Here is a 21,352-nt window from a genome sequence, read left to right on the forward strand (position 1 = left end):
GGGGGCGAGCGGGCTTCAAGCGCGACCGGCTTGTCGCTAGGGTCGGGTCACATCATGGGAGTATGGGAATGCGGCGCAAGCTGGTGTCGGGCAACTGGAAGATGAATGGGTCGCTCGCGACGCTGGAGGAGCTGGACGGGATCGCGGCGGCGGCGGCGGCGGCCCCGAATATCGACGTGTCGATCGCCGTGCCGTTCACGCTGATCCACCCGGCGGCGCTGCGCGTGCCGGGTCTCGCGATCGGTGCGGAGGACGTACATGACGAGGATTCGGGCGCGCATACCGGCTGCGTCTCGGCGGGGATGGTGAGGGAGGCGGGCGCGGTCTTCACCATCGCCGGCCATTCCGAACGCCGGGCGGATCAGGGTGAGAACAGCCATGACGCCTGGGCCAAGGCGGCCGCGGCGCGACGCAATGGCCTGTCGGTGATCCTGTGCTGCGGCGAGACCGAGGCGGAGCGCAATGCCGGGCGCGCCGAGCGCATCGTGCAGGCGCAGATCGAGAAATCGGTGCCGGAGAATGCGACCGCGGACTGGCTGACGCTCGCTTACGAACCGCGCTGGGCGATCGGCACGGGCCGCACGCCGACGCTGGACGAGATCGGCGCGATCCATGCGATCGCGCGCGAGAAACTGCGGATGATGATCGGCGACTGCGCGGCGGACGTGCGCATCCTGTATGGCGGTTCGGTGGTCGGCGAGAATGCGGCGGCGATCCTGTCGACCGAGAATGTCGATGGCGCGCTGGTCGGCGGTGCCAGCCTGACGGCGGCGAAGTTCGTGCCCGTCATCGAGGCGGCGGCGCGGCTTTGATCGGGGGCGCTGGCGGATCGAACCGCCAGCGGCTACGTTTGCCCGAGATATTCTTTCCGGGAGTGAAGAATGACGGTGAACAAGATGATGGCGGCGGCCGGTTTGGCCGCCGCCGTGATGGTCGCGGCCTGTTCGGGCGGCGCGACGGATGAAGGGGCCGCCGCGAACCAGTCGGTGTCGCTGCGTAACCTGACCGAGAGCGAAGTGGCAACAGAGGCGGGTGAGCGCGAGTTCCGCCTGAAGGGTACGCTGATCCCGACCCCGTCGGACACGCGATCGAAGCATTTCCTGCTGCGCGAGCGGCGGGCGATCGGCGGCAACACGATCGCGATGCTGCGCGAGGAGCGCGGCGACAAGATCGCCTATGCCCGGACCGAAGTGGATTGCGCCAAGCGGCTATTCCACGTGCTCGCCGTCGGCCCGTCGCGGGTCAGCGTCGAGGTCGGCAATTCGGCCGAGGGGCCGTTGCGCCCGATCGCCGGCCTGCCGCTGCGCGAGGAGCTGGCGACCTATATCTGCCAGCGTTCGGGCACGCCGCTGGCCCCGGCCTGATCAGCCGGGATAGCGGCTTTTGAGGACGGCGAACGACGCGCGCAGGGCATAGGCGTCTCCGCCCTTCGGCCGACCCGGCTTTGCGGTCGGTCGCCAGGCAAAGACGTCCATGTGCGCCCAGGCGATGTCCTTCGGCACGAACCGGCGCAGGAACAGCGCGGCGGTGATCGCGCCGGCGAAGCCGCCGTCGGGAGCGTTGACCATGTCGGCGATGTCCGATTTCAGCATCTCGTCATACGCGTCCCACAGCGGCAATCGCCACAGCGGGTCGGCGGCGGCGATGCCGGCGGCGAGCAGATCGGTGGCGAGGACGTCGTCGTCGGTGAACAGCGGTGGCAGATCGGGGCCGAGCGCCACCCGCGCCGCGCCGGTCAGCGTGGCGTAATCGAGGATCAGTTCGGGCTTCTCCTCGGCCGCGCGGGTCAGGGCGTCGGCCAGGATCAGGCGCCCCTCCGCATCGGTATTGGTGTTCTCGACGGTCAGCCCCTTGCGGCTGCGGAGCACGTCGCCGGGGCGGAAGGCGTCGCCGGCGATGGCGTTCTCCACCGCCGGGATCAGCAGATGAAGCCGGACCGACAATCGCGCCGCCATCACCAGATCGGCCAGCGCCAGCGCGTGCGCGGCGCCGCCCATATCCTTCTTCATCAGCCGCATCCCGGCCGATGGCTTGATATCGAGACCGCCGGTATCGAAGCACACGCCCTTGCCGACCAGCGCTACGCGGGGCGCGCCGGGGGTGCCCCAGGTCAGTTCGATCAGCCGCGGCGCCCGGTCGCGCGATGCCGCCCGGCCGACCGCGTGGATCAGCGGATAACCCTGTTCCAGCTCGTCGCCGCGCCGCACGGTGACGGTCGCGCCGTGGCGGCGGGCCAGTGCCTCGGCGGCGGCCTCAAGCTCGGCGGGGCCGCAATCGCCGGCACCGGTGTTGACCAGATCGCGGACCCACGCCGTCGCCTCGGCCAGGCGCAGCGTGTCCGCCAGCGACGCGGCGTCGCGGGTCAGCAGGATGCGGGGGTCGGTGCGGTCGGGCTTGCGATATCGATCGAAGCTATACTGGCCGAGCAGCCAGCCCAGCTCCCCGCCCTCATGCCCGCAGACCCGATACGTCCCGCCGGGCAATTGCTCTGCCAGCTTGGCCAGCGCCCATGGCGTGTCGTCGTCGATCGCGGCGATGACATGCCAGCCATCGCCCTCGTCCGGTACGATCGCATGGCTGCCCGCCTTGCCCTTGAACCGCTGCGCCGCCAGCGTCGCGCGGACGCGCGATGGCTGGGTGGCGAGCCAGGCGTCGTGTGACGTCGGGGCGATCACCTCGATCAGATGGGCTGGCTGGCCCCGGTCGGGCAGGAGCAGGGCGTCGAAGCGGTTCATTGGGCGGGACTCACGAGAAATTGTTCGAAACGATGCCGGCCATCCGGCTCTGAGAAGGTCGAGATGGAAAGCGTCCGTCCGCCGATCGTCACGCGGTAGGCGCGGCCGACGAACCCGCCGCGCAGGCGGGCGCCACCCTCCGCGTCGAACGCGCCGGGTTCGCCGAGCGTGCTCAGGCTGCGCGCGTAATCGGCGAGCGCGACGGGCGTGAAATAGTAATTGGCGTTGTCGGTCAGCAGCGCGCGATCCAGCCGGCCGCTACGCAACTGGCCGAATACCGCACGCGCCCGGGCGAGGGCGGCGGCGTCTTCGGTGGCGTCGGCAGATGCCGCGGGCAGGGGTGGCAGAACGATGTCGGCGATGCCGCTGGCGATCCGGCTCTGCGCATCGGCGAACCAGGCGTTGGTCAGGAGGACGATGGCGGCCTTGTCATCTGGGTAGACGATGTTCTGCGACAGGAAGCCCACCGCCTCGCCGCCATGTTCGATCACGCGCCGGCCGCTGCGTTCGCGGGCGATGACGCCCAAGCCGTAGGACGTCGATCGACCATCGGTCAGCGTCACCGGCGTTTCCTGCGCTATCCAGTCGTCGGCGGGCATCACCGTGCGGTTCAGCCGGGCGATATCCCATCTGGCCAGATCCTCCGCCGACATCGACAGTTCGCCGGCGGCGTAGAGCCAGCCGGACGCCGCCGGGGTTTCGACACGAACGGGGCCGAGCGCGAATCGCTTGTATCCTTGTGGGAACCCTGCGCCGACCGCCTTGTCCTGATCGACCGCGCGGATGCCGAGCGGGCGGAACACGCGGGTCTGGAGGAAATCGAGCAGTGGCATCCCCGCGACCTTCTCGACGATCAGGCCGGCCACGACATAGCCGGTGTTCGAATATTGCCACTGCGTGCCCGGTGCGAAGTCGAGTGGCTTGCGCGCCCAGCGGTCGAGGATCTGCTGTGGCGTCACCGGGGTCGCCATCGCCCTGAAACTGTAATCCTGCGGCCAGTAATCCTGCAGGCCGGCGGTATGGCTGAGCAACTGGCGGATCGTGATGCGATCGCCATCGGTGATACCGGGGACATAGCGGCCGATCGGGTCGTCGAGCCGCAGCTTGCCGTCGTCCTCCAGCAGCAGCAGCGCCGCCGCCGTGAACTGCTTCGAGATCGAGGCGATCTGATAGGGTTGGCGGGGATCGGCGACGGTCCGGCCCTCCGCCTGTTTGCCATAGGCCTTGGCCAGCACGATCCGACCGCCGCGTACCACGGCGATCGAGGCCGATGGGACGCCGGTGTCCGCGAGCGCGGTGGAAACCACCGTATCGATGCGCGCCGTTTCGGCCGCGGTCAGGGCCTGGGCGAGCAGGGGAGCGGGGACCGCGAGCGCGAGCGCGGCGAACAGGGGACGCAGGAACATGGCGATGATCCAAGCAGATGCCCGGTGCCGGTGCAACCGGCGGAACCATCGGCGTATCGTGTGTGTTCGTTACGCACCCGTAAGAGGATGGGCAGGCCGGCGTACGGGCATCGTAATCTGCCCCCAAGGAACGTATCAGATGCTTTGGACCATTGCTGTCATCCTGCTGATCCTCTGGCTGCTTGGCTTCACCTTCCACATTGCGGGCGGACTGATCCACATCCTGCTGGTCGTGGCGCTGATCGTGGGCCTGATCCAGCTCTTCACCGGCCGCCGCGTCGTGTAGCGATCGTTCAGACGGAGACGGGCACGCCGTACAGGTCGTGCTCGTCCGCGTCCTCGATCGTGACCGGCACGATGGCGCCGACCGCAACGTGACCGGCATCGCGCAGGAACACCTCGCCGTCGATCTCCGGCGCGTCGGCATAGGAACGGCCGGTGGCGCCGCCTTCGTCGTCCACCGCATCGATGATGACGTCGAAGGTGCGGCCGATCTTGGCGGCGAGCTTGGCGGCGCTGATCGCGGCGGTCTTTGCCATGATCCGCTGGTAACGCTCTTCCTTCAATTCCTCCGGCACATGGTCGGGCAGCAGGTTTGCAGCGGCACCCTCGACAGGTTCGAAGCGGAACGCGCCGACGCGATCGAGCTGGGCCTCGTCCAGCCAATCGAGCAGATACTGGAAGTCGGCCTCCGTCTCGCCGGGGAAACCGACGACGAAGGTAGAACGGATGGCGATATCCGTGCAGATGTCGCGCCACGCATGGATACGGCTCAACACCTTGGCGTCGTTGCCGGGGCGCTTCATCCGCTTCAGCACCGATGGCGCGGCATGCTGGAACGGAATGTCGAGATAGGGAAGCACCAGCCCCTCCGCCATCAGCGGGATGACGTTGTCGACGTGCGGATAGGGATAGACATAGTGTAACCGCACCCATGGTGCGATCCTGCCGAGCTCGCGGGCCAGATCGGTCATGTGCGCGCGCACTTCGCCACCGCCCTTCAGTGGCCATGATGCGTGGCGCAGGTCGAGCCCGTAAGCCGACGTATCCTGGCTGATGACCAGCAGTTCCTGCGTCCCCGCCGCGACCAGCTTCTCCGCCTCGCGCAAGATAGCATCGGGCCGACGGCTGACGAGATCGCCGCGTAAGCTGGGGATGATGCAGAAGGAGCAACGGTGGTTGCAGCCCTCCGAAATCTTCAGATAGCTGTAATGACGCGGGGTCAGTTTCAACCCGGCGTCCGGAATCAGATCGATATACGGTGACAGGTTGGCGGGTGCGGCGGCGTGGACGGCCTCTACCACCTGTTCATATTGATGCGCGCCGGTGACGGCCAGCACCTGCGGGAAGCGGGCGCGGATGGTTTCCGCTTCCTTGCCCATGCATCCGGTGACGATGACGCGGCCGTTTTCGGCAATCGCCTCACCAATGGCTTCGAGGCTTTCTTCCTTCGCCGAGTCGAGAAAACCGCAGGTATTGACCAGCACGACGTCGGCGCCGGCATAGTCGGGCGACATCTGGTAACCGTCGGCGCGTAGTTGCGTCAGGATGCGTTCGCTGTCGACGAGGTTCTTCGGACAGCCAAGCGACACCATGCCGACGCGCGGCGGGGAGGGGAGTTTCGTTGCCATGGGATGCCTGCCACATAATGCGGGACGAGCCGATTTGCCAGCACCGTCCTTTTCTGCTCGGAACGGACACATGCTTGCCATCGGTCTCATGTCTGGAACATCGCTTGACGGCATCGATGCCGCGCTCATCGACACCGATGGCGAAGGGGCGGTGCGATCGGTCGCTTTCTGGGGCGAACCCTATACCGACGATGCCCGCGCACAACTGGCTGAGGCGACGCGGATCGCGCTGACCTATGACCGGCCCCGCGTCAGCCCGCCGCTGGTCGAGGCGTCCGATCTCATCACGCGCACGCATGCGATGGTGGTGCACAAGCTGCTTCGCCATGCCGGCGTGGCGGCGGAGGAGGTCGGCGTCATCGGTTTCCATGGCCAGACCGTCGCGCATCGCCCCGATCGCGGCTGGACATGGCAGATCGGCGACGGCGCGGCGCTGGCGGCGGCGTGCGCGATCACGACGGTCGCCGATTTCCGGTCGGCGGATGTCGCGGCGGGTGGGCAGGGCGCGCCGTTGCTGCCGATCTATCACGCGGCGTTGGTCGGTGCGCTGGAGAAGCCGGTCGCGGTGCTGAACCTGGGCGGCGTCGGTAACGTCACGTTCGTGGGCGATAACGTCGAACTGGTGGCGTTCGACACCGGGCCGGCCAATGGGCTGATCGACGACTGGATCGGCGAATTTAGCGGCGCGCGGTATGATGCGGACGGCGCCCTGGCGGCGAGTGGGCGGGTCGACGAGGCGGTGCTGACCGCGATGCTGGACCATCCCTATTTCGATGCGCCCGCTCCCAAATCGCTTGATCGCAGCGATTTCACCATCCAGCCGGCGCGTGGCCTGTCGCCAGCCGATGGCGCGGCAACGCTGACCGCGTTCACAGCGGAGACGGTGGCGCTGGCGATGCATCATCTGCCCGCGCGACCCCGGCGTCTGCTGGTGGTCGGCGGCGGGCGGCGCAATCCGACGATGCTGCGGATGATCGCGGAGCATTGCGGTTTGGTAGCCGAGCCGGCCGACTCACTCGGGTGGAATGGTGACGGAGTCGAGGCGGAAGGATTCGCCTATATGGCGGTCAGAACGCTGAAAAACCTGCCGATCAGCTTTCCCGGCACCACGGGTGTCGCCGCTCCCATGACGGGCGGTGTCGTCCATCGCATCTGACGGGCGCACGGTCGTGATCGGGGGCGTTAACCATGGACTAACCATTTGATGGGTATAACATGGATTAAACGATGCATTCGGGAGGGCTGAATCGTGGAATCCGACTATCGCTACTACGCCCGCCGCGTGGTGATCGAACGAGCCGCAGCCGAACGTGCGCTGACGGTCGAAGCCCGAGAGCGGCGCCTGCGCCTCGTCGAGAGCTACACGCGCAAGCTGGAAGCGTTGGCAGGCTGAACCGGCCGCCCGCCTTAGCAACCCCCATCAGCGACTTGGCGTAATCGTGAACGGCTGATTGGGCCGATCGGCATCCGCTGATTTATTACTTCCAAGATCGGTACGGCCGACCATCGGCGCATTGCATCCGTCCATCGTTCGATTCAGTGCCTTGATCTCCGTCGCGTTGGGCATCGATGCTAGCGATCCCGAGTGCATCTTCGCGGCGACGGGGCCGGCGCACCGGACCGGCGTCGTCTTCGGCGCCACGACCGGCTTTTCGGCGGCAAAGGCGGGTACGAGTGGTAGCATCAGGGTGGCGGCGGCGATCAGGCGCATCGATCTTCTCCCAAAGATCAGGCGATGATATCAAAAGTCCCGTTGGCCGCCATCACCGTTTGCGGCCGAGTTCGCGCATCGCGGCGTCGAGCCCCGCGAGGGTCAGCGGGTACATCCGGTCCGCCATCAGCGACCGGATCATGCCGACCGACGCGGTGTAATCCCATTGCTCGCGCGGCAGCGGATTGAGCCAGGCGGCGGCCGGGTAGGTGGTGGTCAGGCGTTGCAGCCATGTCGTGCCCGATTCATCGTTCAGATGCTCGACCGATCCGTGCGGGTGGCTGATCTCATACGGACTCATCGACGCATCGCCGACGAAGACGAGTTTATAGTCGTGGCCGTATATGTGCAGGACGTCCCAGGTCGGCGTCCGCTCAGCGAAGCGGCGGCGATTGTCCTTCCACACGCCCTCGTACGGGCAATTGTGAAAATAGAAGAATTCGAGGTTCTTGAACTCCGCCGTCGCCGCCGAGAACAGTTCCTCGCAGAGCGTGACGAACGGATCCATCGATCCGCCGACGTCGAGGAACAGCAACAGCTTCACGGCATTGCGCCGCTCCGGCCGCATCTGCACGTCCAGCCAGCCCTGTCGCGCGGTGCCGGCTATGGTGCCGTCGATATCGAGTTCGTCCGCTGCCCCTTCGCGGGCGAAACGGCGCAGGCGGCGCAGCGCCACCTTGATGTTGCGCGTGCCCAGTTCGCGCGTCGTGTCGAGATTGCGGAACTCGCGCCGGTCCCACACCTTGATCGCGCGGCCTTCTTTCGATTCGCCGCCGATCCGGACGCCTTCGGGGTTGTAGCCGCCATTGCCGAACGGGCTGGTGCCGCCAGTGCCGATCCACTTGCTGCCGCCCTGATGCCGGCCCTGCTGCTCTGCCAGCCGCTGGCGGAGCGTGTCCATGATCTCATCCCACGACCCCAGCGATTGCAGCCTCGCGCGATCCTCCGCGCTCAGATAGCGGTCGGCGATGGCCTCCAGCCACTCGGCGGGGATGTCCGCATTGCTGTCGTCAACCGGCCTCATGACCCCGCGAAAAACCTGTGCGAAGACCTGATCGAAACGGTCGAGCAACCCCTCGTCCTTCACATAGGTCGCGCGGGCTAGGTAATAGAATTCCTCGGTGCTGCGATCGATGACGTCGCCGTGCAGCGCCTCCAGCAGCACCAGATGCTCCTTCGGCCCGGCGGGAATGCCCGCCGCGCGCAGGGCGTCGAGGAAATTCAGGAACATCGACGCTGTTCAGCGCGCGCCCGCGTCGGGGACATAGGCATCGATCAATGCCGCGACATCGTCCGGGTGACGGCCGGTCAGCTCCGCCGCCGACCGGCCGGTAGCATAGACGAAGCCCTTCACCGGATAGATGCCGCCGCCCAGTCCGTCATTGTCGCGGTACCAGACCTTCACGTCGGACCAGTCGTTGGCGGGTGACACGTCGTACAGCGTCACGTCCTGTTCGGCATGGCCGCGCTCGCCATTCTGCCGAGACCAGTTGGCGTGGGTCAGCATCACGACCCGCTTCTCGACGACGCGGCTGACGACGGCGACATGGCCCATCGGCAGACGGCTGGTCTTTGCGAACACGATGACCGCACCGACGCGCGGAACATGGCCGCGCGGGTAGCGGCCGTCCGCCTGTTCCCACCATGTCCAGGCGTCGCCATAGATCTGGATGCCCGACGCGGCCCGCGCGAACGGTACGCACTGGCCGACATAATCGAGCAACGACGCCGCCTGCACGCCGCCTGCCGTCGCCAGGGCGACCAAAGCGGCAGCGAATCGGAGCGGGCGGAACATCGGCGATACTATATCCCAAGCGGCTCGGATCGATAGCCGTTCGATCTCAGGCATATTCGTGCGAAATATCCTGTTTGAGTCCGCGCAGTGCCACGACCCGGTCGCTCTCGCAGACCGGCATGGCCGACAGCCGCATCCACCGCACCGCGCCACCCACCGGTTGCAACTCGACGTCGAGGGTGAAGCCGCGCCGATGGCGGATGGCATGCGCGCGCAACCGCTCCATCGCCGCGCGGGACCCTTCGCGATACAACGTCAGCGAGGCCGGCCGACAGGCGACGACACCGCGCGGGAAACCCATGACGTCGTAGACCGCCGGCGACCATTCGAGGACATCATGGCGAAGATCATAGGCCCATGTCCCGATCCCGCGATCGGCGAACCATTGCTGCTCGTGCAGACTGGGGGAAGCGGGAAGGGTCGTTTTCGGGCTATGAACCCAGCCGAGATCGAGCCGTTGACCGATGTCGATCAATGGCCAGCTGTGATGGAGCGCCAGCGGCTCGGTCGCTTTCCATGTCTTCTGTGTCCGGTGGTGCATGACGAAGCGTAACCCCGCGCATCTTAACAATCGATGCCCGATCCGATCGCCCTCGTTCATCGCCGGGAAACCTTTCCGTCATCGCCGCATTATCTCGGGTAAGACCAACCATTCATCGCCCGGTGGATCATGAAGCAGATTTTTCCCGTTCTCCTCGCCCTCATCCCGCTGGCCGCCGTCATCGGTGCGTGCGTGACATGCCCATGATCGCGGATTGATCTTTCCGCCCATTTCGGCGACCAAAGGAAAAGGCCGCCCGGATCGCTCCGGACGGCCTTTTTCTGTCGGTCGATAGCGTGGGCGATCAGCCCTGCGCAGGCTCGTCCTGGACTTCGGCCGTCGCGCCTGGCTCGGCGTTCGGGTCGTAATCCTCGGTGAAACCAGCTTCGTCGCGCTCGAACATCGATGCCATGACATCGACGCCCTGCGACTGCATCTCGGCTTCCTCGGGCGAACGGGCGACGTTGACCTTGACGGCCACCGACACCTCTGGGTGCAGCGCGACCTTCACGGTGTACACGCCGATCGACTTGATCGGCTTGTCCAGCACGATCGCCGACTTCGCCACCTTGTGGCCATCGGCCTCCAGCGCTTCGATCAGATCGCGGACCGCGACCGAACCGTAAAGCTGGCCGGTATTCGATGCCTGACGGATCAGCGTGACCGATGCGTCCTTGAAGCTCTGCGCCTCGGTCTCGGCTTCGCCGCGACGGTTGGCATTGTCGCTTTCGATGCGCGCACGGTTGGCCTCGAAGACCTTCCGATTCGCTTCGTTGGCGCGCAGCGCCTTCTTGTTCGGCAGCAGGAAGTTACGGGCGAAGCCGTCCTTTACCTTCACCACGTCGCCGATGGCGCCGAGCTTCTCGACGCGCTCAAGCAGAATGACGTCCATGTGTCCGTTCCTTACTTAACGACGTAGGGCAGCAAGCCCAGGTGACGGGCGCGCTTGATGGCCTGGGCCAGTTCGCGCTGCTTCTTCGCGCTCACCGAAGTGATGCGCGACGGCACGATCTTGCCACGCTCGGACACGAAGCCCTGGAGCAACCGGACGTCCTTATAGTCGATCCGGGGAGCATCCTTGGCCGAAAACGGGCAGGACTTGCGGCGGCGGAAAAACGGACGAGCCATTATGCGGCCTCCTCTTGTGCGTCACGACGGGGTGCGCGCTCGGGACGATCGCCGCGCGGGCCACCATCACGGTCGCCGCGGGGGCCACGGTCGCCGCCTTCGCGGTCGCCACGACGCTCACGATCGCGCTCCTGCTTGCGCATCATCGCGGACGGACCTTCCTCCAGCTCGTCGACCTTGACGGTCATGAAGCGGATGACGTCTTCGTTGATCTGGGTCTGGCGCTCCAGCTCGGCTACCACGCCGGCGGGGGCGTCGATCTCGAGCATCACGTAATGCGCCTTGCGGTTCTTGGCGATGCGATACGCCAGGCTGCGCAGGCCCCAGGTCTCGGTCTTGACGACCTTGCCCTGATGGTCGGTGACGATCTTGGTGGCGGCTTCCGCCAGTGCGTCCACCTGCGCTTGTGCCAGATCCTGGCGCGCAAGGAACACGTGCTCGTATAGAGCCATGTCTTACCTTCTATGTTGGCCGATCGCTGACGCCGCCCCGTGCGGTCGCCCCTCCGGCTGTCTTCGTACGTCAACAAGGCGGCCAGACACATGCCTGCCACCCCGTGCCGCGCCTCATACGCGGTTTCACCCGAAAGGCAAGGCGACCGGCGTGGTCTGCGCCCGATCAGGTTGCCTGTTGCGGCGGCCCTTCGTAAGGCGCGCCCTCAATTGATCCTAAGGAGAGGCCGATGCGTGCGTTCATCTTTCCCGGCCAGGGCAGTCAGGCGGTCGGCATGGGCAAGGCGCTGGCGGATGCCAGTCCCACCGCGCGCGAGGTGTTCGGTGAGGTCGACGAGGCGCTCGGCCAGCACCTGTTCCGGCTGATGGCCGAGGGGCCGGCGGACGAACTGTTGCTGACCGAGAATGCACAGCCGGCGATCATGGCGAACGCCATTGCGACGCTGCGCGTGCTGGAGCGGGAAGGCGGCATCAGGCTGGCCGACAAGGCCGATTATGTCGCCGGCCATTCGCTCGGCGAGTATACTGCGCTGTGCGCGGCACAATCGTTCGACCTGCGCACCACCGCGCGCCTGCTGAAATTGCGCGGCCGCGCGATGCAGGCGGCGGTGCCGGTGGGCGAGGGAGCGATGGCGGCGCTGTTGGGCGCCGATCTCGACAAGGCGCAGACGATCGCCGGGGCGGCGGTCGATGCGATTTCGGCGGAGGGCGGCGGCGAACTGGTCTGCACCGTCGCCAACGACAATGATCCGTCGCAGGTCGTCATCTCCGGCCACCGTGTCGCCGTGGAGCGGGCGGTGGCGCTGGCCAAGGAATTGGGCGCCAAGCGGGCGGTCCTGCTGCCGGTGTCGGCCCCGTTCCACTGCCCGCTGATGGCGGATGCGGCGACGGCGATGGACGATGCGCTGGTCGATGTGACGCTGAGCGCGCCGCTGGTGCCGCTCTATTGCAACGTCGATGCCGTCGCGATCGCCGACCCCGGGACGATCCGCGCCGCGCTCGTCGCGCAGGTGACGGGCATGGTCCGCTGGCGCGAATCAGTGCTGGCAATGGCGGCGGCCGGCGTGACCGAATTCGTGGAATTCGGTGGCAAGGTGCTGAGCCCGATGGTCAAGCGCATCGCGCCTGACGTGGAGGCGATCAGCATCACGTCGATGGACGACATCGAGGCGCTGCTGAAGCGACTGTAATGTTCACGCGAAGCCGCGAAGACGCGAAGAGGATAGATCTTGAAGCGATCGCTGCGGACATCATTGACGTGTCTTTCCGGTTGCACCGCGATCTCGGCCCCGGCTTGCTGGAAAGTGTCTACGAGACCGTCCTAGCTGCGAAGCTGGCGCGGTCAGGATATGATGTGGCGCGGCAGGTGGCGGTATCGTTCAGTTTCGAGGGGATCGATTTCGACGCCGCCTTCCGGGTCGATATCGTCGTGGAACAGCGGTTGCTGGTCGAGATAAAATCGGTCGAACGCCTGAACGCCGCTCACGGCAAGCAACTGCTGACCTATCTTCGACTGACCGAGCAGCCTCTTGGGCTGCTCAAAAATTTCGGCGGCGCCACGCTGAAGGAGGGTCTTCGCCGCGTCGTCAACGGCCACACCAACTTCGCGTCTTCGCGCCTTCGCGTGAACCAACCTTCTGGAGACTAACATGTTCGATCTTTCAGGCATGACCGCTCTCGTCACCGGCGCGTCCGGTGGTATCGGTTCCGCGATCGCGCGGGGGCTGGCGGCGCAGGGGGCGCGGCTGGCGGTTTCGGGGTCGAACGCGGCCAAGTTGGAGGAGTTTCGTGCCTCGCTGGGCGGTGCGGACCATGTCGCTTTGCCCTGCAACCTGTCCGATCCCGCCGCAGTCGATGCGCTGGTGCCGCAGGCGGTGGGCGCGCTCGGGCGGCTTGACATCCTCGTCAACAATGCCGGCGTCACCCGCGACAATCTGGCGATGCGGATGAAGGACGAGGAGTGGGACACCGTCATCCGCGTCAATCTCGAGGCGGCGTTCCGGCTGATGCGGGCGGCGGCCAAGCCGATGATGAAGGCGCGGTTCGGGCGGATGATCTCGATCACCTCGGTCGTCGGGCAGACCGGCAATCCGGGCCAGGCGAACTATGCCGCGTCGAAGGCGGGCCTGGTCGGCCTGTCGAAGGCGATGGGGCAGGAGCTCGCCAGCCGTGGCATCACCGTCAACTGCGTCGCCCCCGGCTTCATCCGCTCGGCGATGACCGATGTGTTGCCCGAGGCGCAGAAAACCGCGCTCATGGGCCGCATCCCGGCGGGCGATCTGGGCACGGGCGAGGACATCGCCGCCGCCGTCGTCTACCTCGCCAGCCGCGAGGCCGGGTATGTCACCGGCCAGACGCTGCACGTAAATGGCGGCATGGCGATGGTTTGATGCGCCGGACGGGGCCTTGCCACGGCACCAGCCCCGTTATAGGTGCGTTCAGGAAATACCAATCTCTGCAGAACGAAGAGGGACTACCATGAGCGAGACCGCCGACCGCGTGAAGAAGATCGTCGTCGAGCATCTCGGCGTAGAGGCCGAAAAGGTGACCGAGGAAGCGAGCTTCATCGATGACCTGGGTGCCGACAGCCTCGATATCGTCGAACTCGTAATGGCGTTCGAAGAGGAATTCGGCGTCGAGATCCCTGACGATGCCGCCGAGAAGATCACGACCGTCAAGGACGCGATCACCTATATCGACGAGCACAAGGCCTGAACATTGGGCCTGAGGCATTCGTCCTCACGGTACTGGTCGTAAGGTACTGATTGCCCCACCCTTCGGGGTACGGGTTCCGAACGGCTCCCCGTCCCGCTGAGAGGGCGGGGGGCCGTTTTGTTATGATGGAATGGAGAGTGGGTATGCGGCGTGTCGTCGTGACCGGTTTGGGTCTCGTGACGCCGCTCGGCGCTGATGTCGAGACGGCCTGGGCGAACATTCTGGCGGGAAAGTCGGGGGCGGGGCCGATCACTCGTTTCGACGCGTCCGATCAGGTGTGCCGCATCGCGTGCGAGGTGAAGCCCGCCGCCCATGAATATGGCTTCGATCCGGGTAAACGCGTGGATCATAAGGTCCAGCGGCAGGTCGATCCGTTCATCATCTATGGTATCGATGCCGCCGGTCAGGCGCTGGAAGACGCCGGCCTGACCGACATGACGGTCGAGGAAAGCTGGCGTGCCGGCTGCTCGATCGGATCGGGTATTGGCGGACTGCCGGGGATCGAGAGCGAATCGATCGTGCTGCATACGAAGGGGCCGCGCCGCGTGTCGCCGCACTTCGTCCATGGCCGCCTCATCAACCTGATCTCGGGTCAGGTTTCGATCAAATATGGCCTGCGCGGGCCGAACCATGCCGTCGTGACCGCCTGTTCGACCGGCGCACACGCGATCGGCGATGCCGCGCGGATGATCGCGATGGACGATGCCGATGTGATGCTGGCGGGTGGTGCCGAGGGTACGGTCTGCCCGCTGGGCATCGCCGGCTTCGCGCAGGCACGCGCGTTGTCGACCGGTTTCAACGACACGCCGGAAAAGGCGTCGCGCCCTTATGACAAGGATCGTGACGGCTTCGTGATGGGTGAAGGCGCCGGCATCGTGGTGCTGGAGGAATATGAGCACGCCAAGGCGCGCGGCGCGAAAATCTATGCCGAGGTGATCGGGTACGGCCTGTCGGGCGATGCCTATCACGTCACCGCGCCGCATCCGGAAGGCGATGGTGCATTCCGGTCGATGCAGATGGCATTGAAGAAGGCCGGTCTCGAACCTTCTGACATCGATTACATCAACGCGCACGGCACCTCGACCCCAATGGGTGACGAGCTGGAACTGGGCGCGGTGCGGCGGCTGTTCGGCGATGCGATGCAGACAGTGTCGATGTCGTCGACGAAGTCGGCGATCGGCCATCTGCTGGGCGGCGCGGGGGCGGTCGAATCGATCTTCTGCATCCTCGCGCTGCGCGACCAGATCGTGCCGCCGACGCTGAACCTCGACAATCCCAGCGATAGCTGCGTCGGCGTCGATCTCGTCCCCCATGTCGCCAAGAAGCGTCAGGTGCGCGCGGTGCTGAACAATTCGTTCGGTTTCGGCGGCACCAATGCGTCGCTGGTGATGCGGTCGATCTGACCGTCCGATGCGCAAACTAGGCTGTCTTGCCCTGCTGATCGCGCTGATGGCGATCGGTGCGTTGGTTGCGACCAACATGTGGGCGGGGACTGGCCCTGCCGCCAGGCCAGTGTCGGTAGTGGTGCCGGAAGGCGCCAGCCTGGGCCGGGCGGCGACTGAACTGGAACGGGCGGGCGCGATCCGCTCGGCCTCGCGGTTCCGCCTGCTGGCGCGCGTGTTCGGCGGCGGCGGGTCGATCAAGGCGGGCGAGTACGAGATTCCCGCCGGCGCGAGTCAAAAGGACGTGTTGGCGCTGCTCGAAGAGGGCAAGGTCCGGCAGCGACTGGTCGCGGTGCCGGAAGGGTATCCGTCGGTGTCGGTCCATGACGCGGTGATGCGCGCCGATGGCCTGACCGGAGCGGTGGCGGTGCCGCGCGAGGGATCGATCCTGCCCGATAGCTATGCCTATCAGCGCGGCGATACGCGTGCGCAACTGGTGGCGCGGATGCAGAAGGCGATGAGCGATTATCTCGCCGCCGCGTGGGCCAAGCGGAAGCCGAACATCGCCGTCTCGACGCCTGAGCAGGCGATCGTGCTGGCGTCGATCGTTGAGAAGGAAACCGGCAAGCCTGCCGAACGGCGCACCGTCGCGGCGGTCTACGGCAACCGGTTGCGGTTGGGGATGCCGTTGCAGGCCGACCCGACCGTGATCTATCCGATCACGAAGGGGCGGTCGCTTGGCCGGCGTATCCTGCGGTCGGAACTGCACGCGAAGAACGGGTACAATACCTATGCCAGCCCCGGTCTGCCGGTCGGGCCGATCTCCAATCCGGGGCGCGCGTCGATCGATGCGGTGCTGAACCCGGCGGCAAGCCAGGCGCTGTATTTTGTGGCGGACGGCAATGGCGGGCATGTGTTCGCCAACACGCTGCCCGAACATAACGCCAATGTCGCCAAGTGGTACGCAATCCGGCGGTCGCGCGGCGAGATGTAACCCGCCTGGGCTGCTACCTTTCTGCTGCCTGACCGACACGGTCTGATTCCGTTCAGCGATCCGGTTTTATACCCGGGGTCATGCCAGCCCATCGGCCGGCACGATGTACAGGAGTTGGATCGATGAAGCACATCATTCTGGCCGCCATGAGCGCCACCATGCTGATCCCCGTTGCCGCCAGCGCACAAAGCTATGGCGAGGTCCGCCGCGATCAGCGCGAATTGCGTGAGGATCGTCGCGATCTGAACCGTGCGATACGGCGGGGTGATCGTGGCGATGTCCGTGAGGCGCGGCAGGAATTGCGCGAGGATCGGCGGGAAACGCGCGAGGACTGGCGGGATTATCGCCGCAGCCATGCCGACGTCTATCGCCGGTCGGCGTATCGTGGCCCAGCGGGCTATCGATATCGCCCGGTGAACGTCGGTTATCAGTTCGCGCCGGGCTATTACGGCCGCAATTATTGGGTCAACGACTATCAGCGCTATCGACTGGCCGCGCCCCGGTACGGGTATCAGCGCTGGGTCCGCTATGGCAACGACGTCGTACTGGTGGACACCCGGTCGGGCCGGGTCGTGCAGGTCTATAACCGCTTCTTTTATTGAAGCGGCGACCGGTCCGGGAGAGATCCCGGACCGGTTCGTCGATCAGCCGCGCAGCGCCGCCGCGGCGCGGGCCTTTGCCTCGACCTCGGCCATCGTGCCGCCCGTCACCCAACTGCCGCCGACGCATTCGACCGGCTCGACCGCCAGCCAGTCGGGCGCGCTCGCTTCGGTGATCCCGCCGGTGGGACAGAACCGGCACTGATAGAAGGGGGCGGCCAGCGCCTTCAGCGCCTTGATCCCGCCACTGGTTTCGGCCGGGAAGAACTTGAAGTTCGTCAGGCCCATGTCCAGCCCGCGCATGATGTCGCCCGCCGTGGCGACGCCGGGCAGGAACGGCACGCCCGAGCGCACGATCACCTCGCCCAGACCCTGCGACAGGCCCGGGGAGACGATGAATTCGGCGCCGGCGGCCATCACCTGTTCGAACTGCTCGGTCGATACGACCGTGCCCGCGCCGACGATCGCGCCCGGCACCTTCTTCATCTCCGCCATCGCGTCGAGCGCGGCGGGGGTGCGCATCGTCACCTCCAGCACGCGCAGGCCACCGGCGACCAGCGCCTCGGCCAGCGGGCGGGCGGTGGCGGCATCGTCGATCACCAGCACGGGGATGACGGTGCTGGTGCGCATGATGGTCAGGATATCGGTCATGAGGCGGTCCTTTGATGTTCCTGGGCGAAGGCGGCGGCGGCGCCGAACAGGCCCGGCTGGGGATGGGTGATGAGTTTGACGGGGATCTTCGACATCATCGACTGAAAGCGGCCCTTGGCGACGAAGCGCTGATCGAAGCCCGATCGCAGCAGCTTGTCCTTGATCCGCAGACCGAGGCCGCCGGCGATCACCACCGCCTTCGCGCCGTGCGCCAGCGCGAGGTCGCCCGCCACCGACCCGAGCGCAAGGCAGAACCGGTCGAGCGCGGCGAGCGCGATCGAATCGGTGCCGTCCAGCGCCTCCGCCCAGATCGTCTTGTCGTCGCGGCTGGGGACGGCGCGGCCCTCCATCTCGGCGAGCGTTTCATAAATGGCGATGATGCCGGGGCCGGCGACGACGCGCTCGGCCGAGACTCGGGTGAAAATCTTGCGCAGGCGGCGGACGAAATTATCCTCGATCCCGTCGAGCGGCGCATAGTCCATGTGCCCGCCCTCGGTGGACAGGACGTGATATTCGCCGGCGTGTTTGAAGACCTGCGCCACGCCCAGCCCTGTGCCGGGGCCGCAGACGGTCGTGACGCCTTCGGTCGGCAATCCCGTCTCTTCAGGTCCGCAGAGATGCTCGAAATCCGCCGCCGGCAACTGGGCGACGGCATGACCGACCGCGCCGAAATCATTGATGATCGTATAGGTTTCGGCATTCAGCCGCTCGGGGATGAGCGAGGGACGGATGACCCAAGGATTGTTGGTCAGCCGGATGACGTCGCCGGTGATCGGCGAGGCGACAGAAATCGCCGCCGCGCGGGGCAACGGACCGTCATGCGCCGCCTCGAATGCCTGCCACGCAGTCTGGAGCGAGGCGTGTTCGGCGGTCTTCTGGGTCATGACCGGCCCCAGCGACACGACGCGGCGGTTTTCGACCTCCGCGATCGCGAAGCGGGCATGGGTTCCCCCGATATCGACGGCGACGACCTGCATTATTCTCTCCTATCGCGCTCCGGCGTGATCGCCCTAGAGCCCGGCCCCGGCGAGTACCGCCGATGCACCTTTTTCCGCCTCATCCGCCAGACTGCGGAACATGCCGAACAATTCGCGACCCATGCCGGTGGCGGCAGGCGGCGCGACGGCCAGTGGGCGGGCGGCCCATTCGGCGGCATCGACCAGCGCATCGACCGTACCGGCGACCGCATCGACCCGGATCATGTCGCCATCGCGAATCTTGCCGATCGCGCCGTCCAGCAATGCCTCCGGCGAGCAGTGGATCGCGCACGGCACCTTGCCGCTTGCACCCGACATCCGGCCGTCGGTGACCAGCGCGATCTTGAAACCGCGATTCTGGAGCACGCCCAGCGGGGGTGTCAGCTTGTGGAGTTCGGGCATGCCGTTGGCACGCGGACCCTGGAAACGGACGACGACGACGACGTCCTGCTCCAGTTCGCCCGCCTTGAATGCCTCCAGGACATCAAGCTGGTCGTTGAAGACGCGCGCCGGTGCCTCGATGACCCAGCGTTCCTTGTCCACCGCCGACACCTTGATGCAGGCACGGCCGATATTGCCCTGAAGGATGCGCATGCCGCCATCCGCCGAAAAGGGCGCGGCGGGCGAGCGCAGGATCGTCTCGTCGCCACTGACGCCGGGATCGGCCCAGGCGAGCGTCTCGCCATCCATCATCGGCTTCTCGCCGAACGACGCCATGCCGCCGGGCGACACGGTCATCAGATCGCCGTGCAGATGGCCGCTGCCGATCAATTCGCGGATGACATAGGGCATGCCGCCCGCTGCCTCGAACGCGTTCACATCAGCCGAACCGTTGGGATAGACGCGTGCGATCAGCGGCACCGCCGCCGACAGCCGGTCGAAATCCTCCCAGTCGATGATGACCCCCGCCGCGCGCGCGATGGCCGGCACATGGAGCAGATGGTTGGTCGAGCCGCCGGTCGCGAGCAGGCCGACCGCCGCGTTGACGATCGCCCGCTCATCCACACACCAGCCGAGCGGCCGGTAATCGTCGCCACGTGCGCCGATCTGGGTCAGGCGATGGACGGCGGCGCGGGTCAGTTCCTGGCGCAGCTTCGTGCCCGGATTGACGAAGGCGGAGCCGGGCATGTGGAGGCCCATTACCTCCATCATCATCTGGTTGGTGTTGGCGGTGCCAAAGAAGGTGCAGGTGCCCTTGCCGTGATAGGCCTGGATTTCTGCGTCGAGCAGCTCCTCGCGGCTGGCGTCGCCCACCGCATAGCGCTCGCGTACCGCTGCCTTCTCCTTGTTGGGCAGGCCGGTGGGCATCGGGCCGCCCGGAATCAGGATCGTCGGCAGGTGGCCGAAACGCAGCGCGCCCATCAGCAGGCCCGGCACGATCTTGTCGCAGATGCCGAGCAGCGCCGCACCCTCGAACGTACCGTGGCTCAACGCGACCGCGGTCGACAGCGCGATCGTGTCTCGGCTGAACAGCGACAGCTCCATGCCAGGATAGCCCTGCGTCACGCCATCGCACATCGCCGGTACGCCGCCTGCGACCTGTGCCGTCGCGCCAGCTTCGCGCGCCCAGACCTTCATCTGTTCCGGGTAGCGATAATAAACCGCGTGCGCCGACAGCATGTCGTTGTACGACGTCACGATGCCGATGTTCATGCCGCGGTCGGCCTTCATCGCCTCGCGATCCTCGTCCGTACCGGCATAGGCATGGGCAAGGTTCGCGCAGCCGAGGTTCGGACGGCGGATGCCGTTCTCCCGCTCGCGGTCGATCAGGTCGAGATAGGCGCGCCGGGTGGACCGCGATCGCTCGATGATCCGGTCGGTGACGGCAGCAACCGCGGCGTTCAACATCATTCGCTCCAGTGGATATCGACGGGCAGTTCGACGTCGGCGAGAACGCGGCCGATGGGATGGGGAGACGACGGACCTTCCGAAATCGCCTGTTCCAGCACCTTGCGCTTGTCGGCGCCGGTGACGACGATCATCAGCGCGCGGGCCGACGCGATCGACGCACGTGACAGGCTGACGCGGGCGACGGGTGCCTCGGGCGGCAGCGGATCGGGCATGACGCCCAGCGCGCGGCGTTCCTTGGGGCCGTTCAGCGCCTCGTCCAGATCGGGGCCGGGGAAGATCGATGCGGTGTGGCCATCGCCACCCATGCCGAGCAGGCAGAAGTCGAGCGGCCAGTGCAGGTCCTGCATCAGCGCATCGGCGGAACGACCGGCGGCTTTGTAGTCCGGCGTTGCTTCCGGAACGATCGGCATCACCCGTGCACCCTTGGGCAGGAAGATCTTGGCGAGCGCGGTAACGTTCGACAGCGGATCGCCCAGCTTCACCACCCGCTCGTCGGTGGGGATGATCGTGACCTTCTTCCAGTCGAGCTTGGCCTTGGCCAAATGCTCATAGGCGGGGAAGGGCGTCTTGCCGCCCGCCAACGCGATCACGGCCGATCCGCGCGCGTCGAGTGCGCTTTCGATCACGAACTGGATATCGCCGGCCACGGCTTTGGCCAGTTCGGCCGCATCGTCATAATCCCACCATTCGATCTCGGTCATGTGTTCTCTCCGGCGGGGACGGTACGTCATCCCGCAACATTCGGTAAGCCCGGCATCCGGGCGGCATACGTATTAGGTGGCGG

Annotated in this window: 26 protein-coding genes; 12 read left to right on the forward strand and 14 right to left on the reverse strand. The window is 66.2% G+C overall.

The genetic code is table 11. The annotated features are described in order from the left end of the window. Positions 1-62: 62 nt before the first annotated feature. Both tpiA and ASG67_RS04750 read left to right on the forward strand, forming a co-directional pair. Positions 63-812 (forward strand): triose-phosphate isomerase, encoded by a 750-nt coding sequence (tpiA, locus tag ASG67_RS04745; protein ID WP_056525849.1) that lies wholly within the window; start codon positions 63-65, stop codon positions 810-812. Between the two features lie 69 nt (positions 813-881). Continuing rightward, positions 882-1,364: a hypothetical protein gene (locus ASG67_RS04750; protein ID WP_056525852.1), complete on the forward strand. Its 483-nt coding sequence runs from the start codon at positions 882-884 to the stop codon at positions 1,362-1,364. Here the strand turns inward: ASG67_RS04750 and ASG67_RS04755 are convergent, their stop codons facing one another. Both ASG67_RS04755 and ASG67_RS04760 read right to left on the reverse strand, forming a co-directional pair. Beyond that, on the reverse strand, positions 1,365-2,735 hold the full coding sequence (locus ASG67_RS04755; protein WP_056525855.1) for a leucyl aminopeptidase family protein: 1,371 nt from the start codon (positions 2,733-2,735) through the stop codon (positions 1,365-1,367). Further along, positions 2,732-4,141 carry a serine hydrolase domain-containing protein gene (locus tag ASG67_RS04760; RefSeq protein WP_056525858.1) on the reverse strand — a complete coding sequence of 470 codons (1,410 nt, stop codon included), beginning with the start codon at positions 4,139-4,141 and terminating at the stop codon, positions 2,732-2,734. The genes ASG67_RS04755 and ASG67_RS04760 overlap by 4 nt, the downstream gene beginning before the upstream one ends. A gap of 139 nt (positions 4,142-4,280) precedes the next feature. On the opposite strand from ASG67_RS04760, the gene ASG67_RS18730 reads away from it, so the two are divergent. Then, positions 4,281-4,427, forward strand: coding sequence for a lmo0937 family membrane protein (locus ASG67_RS18730; RefSeq protein WP_156460630.1), 147 nt, complete (start codon positions 4,281-4,283; stop codon positions 4,425-4,427). A 7-nt stretch (positions 4,428-4,434) separates the two neighbouring features. Here the strand turns inward: ASG67_RS18730 and rimO are convergent, their stop codons facing one another. Next, positions 4,435-5,772 (reverse strand): 30S ribosomal protein S12 methylthiotransferase RimO, encoded by a 1,338-nt coding sequence (rimO, locus tag ASG67_RS04765; protein ID WP_056525861.1) that lies wholly within the window; start codon positions 5,770-5,772, stop codon positions 4,435-4,437. A gap of 70 nt (positions 5,773-5,842) precedes the next feature. On the opposite strand from rimO, the gene ASG67_RS04770 reads away from it, so the two are divergent. Both ASG67_RS04770 and ASG67_RS18735 read left to right on the forward strand, forming a co-directional pair. Next, positions 5,843-6,928: an anhydro-N-acetylmuramic acid kinase gene (locus tag ASG67_RS04770; RefSeq protein ID WP_056525864.1), complete on the forward strand. Its 1,086-nt coding sequence runs from the start codon at positions 5,843-5,845 to the stop codon at positions 6,926-6,928. Between the two features lie 93 nt (positions 6,929-7,021). After that, positions 7,022-7,165: a hypothetical protein gene (locus ASG67_RS18735; protein WP_156460631.1), complete on the forward strand. Its 144-nt coding sequence runs from the start codon at positions 7,022-7,024 to the stop codon at positions 7,163-7,165. A gap of 27 nt (positions 7,166-7,192) precedes the next feature. Here the strand turns inward: ASG67_RS18735 and ASG67_RS04775 are convergent, their stop codons facing one another. From ASG67_RS04775 to rpsF, 7 genes are all read right to left on the reverse strand, one after another. After that, positions 7,193-7,483, reverse strand: a complete 291-nt coding sequence (locus ASG67_RS04775; protein ID WP_056525867.1) for a hypothetical protein — start codon at positions 7,481-7,483, stop codon at positions 7,193-7,195. A gap of 52 nt (positions 7,484-7,535) precedes the next feature. Further along, the gene (locus ASG67_RS04780) at positions 7,536-8,714 is read right to left on the reverse strand and encodes a vWA domain-containing protein (protein WP_056525870.1); all 1,179 of its coding nucleotides are present in this window, start codon (positions 8,712-8,714) and stop codon (positions 7,536-7,538) included. Between the two features lie 9 nt (positions 8,715-8,723). Next, on the reverse strand, positions 8,724-9,278 hold the full coding sequence (locus ASG67_RS04785) for a CHAP domain-containing protein (RefSeq protein WP_056526560.1): 555 nt from the start codon (positions 9,276-9,278) through the stop codon (positions 8,724-8,726). Positions 9,279-9,324: 46 nt separating this feature from the next. Further along, positions 9,325-9,819 (reverse strand): hypothetical protein, encoded by a 495-nt coding sequence (locus ASG67_RS04790; protein WP_056526563.1) that lies wholly within the window; start codon positions 9,817-9,819, stop codon positions 9,325-9,327. Positions 9,820-10,123: 304 nt separating this feature from the next. Then, positions 10,124-10,711 carry a 50S ribosomal protein L9 gene (gene rplI / locus ASG67_RS04795; protein WP_056525873.1) on the reverse strand — a complete coding sequence of 196 codons (588 nt, stop codon included), beginning with the start codon at positions 10,709-10,711 and terminating at the stop codon, positions 10,124-10,126. A gap of 11 nt (positions 10,712-10,722) precedes the next feature. Continuing rightward, positions 10,723-10,947, reverse strand: a complete 225-nt coding sequence (rpsR, locus tag ASG67_RS04800) for a 30S ribosomal protein S18 (RefSeq protein WP_007403456.1) — start codon at positions 10,945-10,947, stop codon at positions 10,723-10,725. Further along, entirely contained in the window at positions 10,947-11,399 is a 453-nt protein-coding gene (gene rpsF / locus ASG67_RS04805; protein WP_056525876.1) for a 30S ribosomal protein S6, read from the reverse strand. Before rpsF ends, rpsR begins: the two co-directional genes overlap by 1 nt. Positions 11,400-11,629: 230 nt before the next feature. Between rpsF and fabD the strand changes: the two genes are divergently transcribed. From fabD to ASG67_RS04840, 7 genes are all read left to right on the forward strand, one after another. Continuing rightward, positions 11,630-12,589, forward strand: a complete 960-nt coding sequence (gene fabD / locus ASG67_RS04810; protein WP_056525879.1) for an ACP S-malonyltransferase — start codon at positions 11,630-11,632, stop codon at positions 12,587-12,589. Continuing rightward, positions 12,589-13,047 (forward strand): GxxExxY protein, encoded by a 459-nt coding sequence (locus tag ASG67_RS04815; RefSeq protein WP_056525882.1) that lies wholly within the window; start codon positions 12,589-12,591, stop codon positions 13,045-13,047. The genes fabD and ASG67_RS04815 overlap by 1 nt, the downstream gene beginning before the upstream one ends. Before the next feature lies 1 nt (position 13,048). Beyond that, a complete protein-coding gene (fabG, locus tag ASG67_RS04820) occupies positions 13,049-13,789 on the forward strand; it encodes a 3-oxoacyl-[acyl-carrier-protein] reductase (RefSeq protein ID WP_056525885.1) in 741 nt (246 codons plus the stop codon). 88 nt (positions 13,790-13,877) lie between these two features. Then, complete coding sequence (locus tag ASG67_RS04825; protein WP_056525888.1) at positions 13,878-14,114, forward strand: acyl carrier protein; 237 nt, start codon at positions 13,878-13,880, stop codon at positions 14,112-14,114. A gap of 143 nt (positions 14,115-14,257) precedes the next feature. Continuing rightward, the gene (fabF, locus tag ASG67_RS04830; RefSeq protein ID WP_056525890.1) at positions 14,258-15,517 is read left to right on the forward strand and encodes a beta-ketoacyl-ACP synthase II; all 1,260 of its coding nucleotides are present in this window, start codon (positions 14,258-14,260) and stop codon (positions 15,515-15,517) included. A 7-nt stretch (positions 15,518-15,524) separates the two neighbouring features. Further along, complete coding sequence (gene mltG / locus ASG67_RS04835) at positions 15,525-16,490, forward strand: endolytic transglycosylase MltG (RefSeq protein ID WP_056525894.1); 966 nt, start codon at positions 15,525-15,527, stop codon at positions 16,488-16,490. A 122-nt stretch (positions 16,491-16,612) separates the two neighbouring features. Further along, a complete protein-coding gene (locus ASG67_RS04840) occupies positions 16,613-17,092 on the forward strand; it encodes an RcnB family protein (RefSeq protein WP_056525896.1) in 480 nt (159 codons plus the stop codon). A gap of 42 nt (positions 17,093-17,134) precedes the next feature. Here ASG67_RS04840 and eda read toward each other — a convergent pair whose 3' ends face one another. Genes eda through pgl form a run of 4 tightly spaced genes read right to left on the reverse strand, consistent with a single transcriptional unit; the run spans position 17,135 to position 21,269 of the window. Continuing rightward, entirely contained in the window at positions 17,135-17,740 is a 606-nt protein-coding gene (gene eda, locus ASG67_RS04845; RefSeq protein ID WP_056525898.1) for a bifunctional 4-hydroxy-2-oxoglutarate aldolase/2-dehydro-3-deoxy-phosphogluconate aldolase, read from the reverse strand. After that, complete coding sequence (gene glk / locus ASG67_RS04850; protein ID WP_056525901.1) at positions 17,737-18,717, reverse strand: glucokinase; 981 nt, start codon at positions 18,715-18,717, stop codon at positions 17,737-17,739. The genes eda and glk overlap by 4 nt, the downstream gene beginning before the upstream one ends. A 33-nt stretch (positions 18,718-18,750) precedes the next feature. Beyond that, a complete protein-coding gene (gene edd / locus ASG67_RS04855; RefSeq protein WP_056525904.1) occupies positions 18,751-20,568 on the reverse strand; it encodes a phosphogluconate dehydratase in 1,818 nt (605 codons plus the stop codon). Beyond that, on the reverse strand, positions 20,565-21,269 hold the full coding sequence (gene pgl / locus ASG67_RS04860; protein ID WP_056525907.1) for a 6-phosphogluconolactonase: 705 nt from the start codon (positions 21,267-21,269) through the stop codon (positions 20,565-20,567). The genes edd and pgl overlap by 4 nt, the downstream gene beginning before the upstream one ends. Positions 21,270-21,352: the final 83 nt, after the last annotated feature.

Origin of the sequence: Sphingomonas sp. Leaf339 (assembly GCF_001426195.1) — a bacterium.
Taxonomy (GTDB): Bacteria; Pseudomonadota; Alphaproteobacteria; order Sphingomonadales; family Sphingomonadaceae; genus Sphingomonas.

Bases quoted from the DNA above. Each gene is read 5' to 3' on its own strand.
- tpiA (WP_056525849.1), top strand. From the start codon at position 63: ATGGGAATGCGGCGCAAGCTGGTGTCGGGCAACTGGAAGATGAATGGG.
- ASG67_RS04750 (WP_056525852.1), top strand. From the start codon at position 882: ATGACGGTGAACAAGATGATGGCGGCGGCCGGTTTGGCCGCCGCCGTG.
- ASG67_RS04755 (WP_056525855.1), bottom strand. From the start codon at position 2,735: ATGAACCGCTTCGACGCCCTGCTCCTGCCCGACCGGGGCCAGCCAGCC.
- ASG67_RS04760 (WP_056525858.1), bottom strand. From the start codon at position 4,141: ATGTTCCTGCGTCCCCTGTTCGCCGCGCTCGCGCTCGCGGTCCCCGCT.
- ASG67_RS18730 (WP_156460630.1), top strand. From the start codon at position 4,281: ATGCTTTGGACCATTGCTGTCATCCTGCTGATCCTCTGGCTGCTTGGC.
- rimO (WP_056525861.1), bottom strand. From the start codon at position 5,772: ATGGCAACGAAACTCCCCTCCCCGCCGCGCGTCGGCATGGTGTCGCTT.
- ASG67_RS04770 (WP_056525864.1), top strand. From the start codon at position 5,843: ATGCTTGCCATCGGTCTCATGTCTGGAACATCGCTTGACGGCATCGAT.
- ASG67_RS04775 (WP_056525867.1), bottom strand. From the start codon at position 7,483: ATGCGCCTGATCGCCGCCGCCACCCTGATGCTACCACTCGTACCCGCC.
- ASG67_RS04780 (WP_056525870.1), bottom strand. From the start codon at position 8,714: ATGTTCCTGAATTTCCTCGACGCCCTGCGCGCGGCGGGCATTCCCGCC.
- ASG67_RS04785 (WP_056526560.1), bottom strand. From the start codon at position 9,278: ATGTTCCGCCCGCTCCGATTCGCTGCCGCTTTGGTCGCCCTGGCGACG.
- ASG67_RS04790 (WP_056526563.1), bottom strand. From the start codon at position 9,819: ATGCACCACCGGACACAGAAGACATGGAAAGCGACCGAGCCGCTGGCG.
- rplI (WP_056525873.1), bottom strand. From the start codon at position 10,711: ATGGACGTCATTCTGCTTGAGCGCGTCGAGAAGCTCGGCGCCATCGGC.
- rpsR (WP_007403456.1), bottom strand. From the start codon at position 10,947: ATGGCTCGTCCGTTTTTCCGCCGCCGCAAGTCCTGCCCGTTTTCGGCC.
- rpsF (WP_056525876.1), bottom strand. From the start codon at position 11,399: ATGGCTCTATACGAGCACGTGTTCCTTGCGCGCCAGGATCTGGCACAA.
- fabD (WP_056525879.1), top strand. From the start codon at position 11,630: ATGCGTGCGTTCATCTTTCCCGGCCAGGGCAGTCAGGCGGTCGGCATG.
- ASG67_RS04815 (WP_056525882.1), top strand. From the start codon at position 12,589: ATGTTCACGCGAAGCCGCGAAGACGCGAAGAGGATAGATCTTGAAGCG.
- fabG (WP_056525885.1), top strand. From the start codon at position 13,049: ATGTTCGATCTTTCAGGCATGACCGCTCTCGTCACCGGCGCGTCCGGT.
- ASG67_RS04825 (WP_056525888.1), top strand. From the start codon at position 13,878: ATGAGCGAGACCGCCGACCGCGTGAAGAAGATCGTCGTCGAGCATCTC.
- fabF (WP_056525890.1), top strand. From the start codon at position 14,258: ATGCGGCGTGTCGTCGTGACCGGTTTGGGTCTCGTGACGCCGCTCGGC.
- mltG (WP_056525894.1), top strand. From the start codon at position 15,525: ATGCGCAAACTAGGCTGTCTTGCCCTGCTGATCGCGCTGATGGCGATC.
- ASG67_RS04840 (WP_056525896.1), top strand. From the start codon at position 16,613: ATGAAGCACATCATTCTGGCCGCCATGAGCGCCACCATGCTGATCCCC.
- eda (WP_056525898.1), bottom strand. From the start codon at position 17,740: ATGACCGATATCCTGACCATCATGCGCACCAGCACCGTCATCCCCGTG.
- glk (WP_056525901.1), bottom strand. From the start codon at position 18,717: ATGCAGGTCGTCGCCGTCGATATCGGGGGAACCCATGCCCGCTTCGCG.
- edd (WP_056525904.1), bottom strand. From the start codon at position 20,568: ATGATGTTGAACGCCGCGGTTGCTGCCGTCACCGACCGGATCATCGAG.
- pgl (WP_056525907.1), bottom strand. From the start codon at position 21,269: ATGACCGAGATCGAATGGTGGGATTATGACGATGCGGCCGAACTGGCC.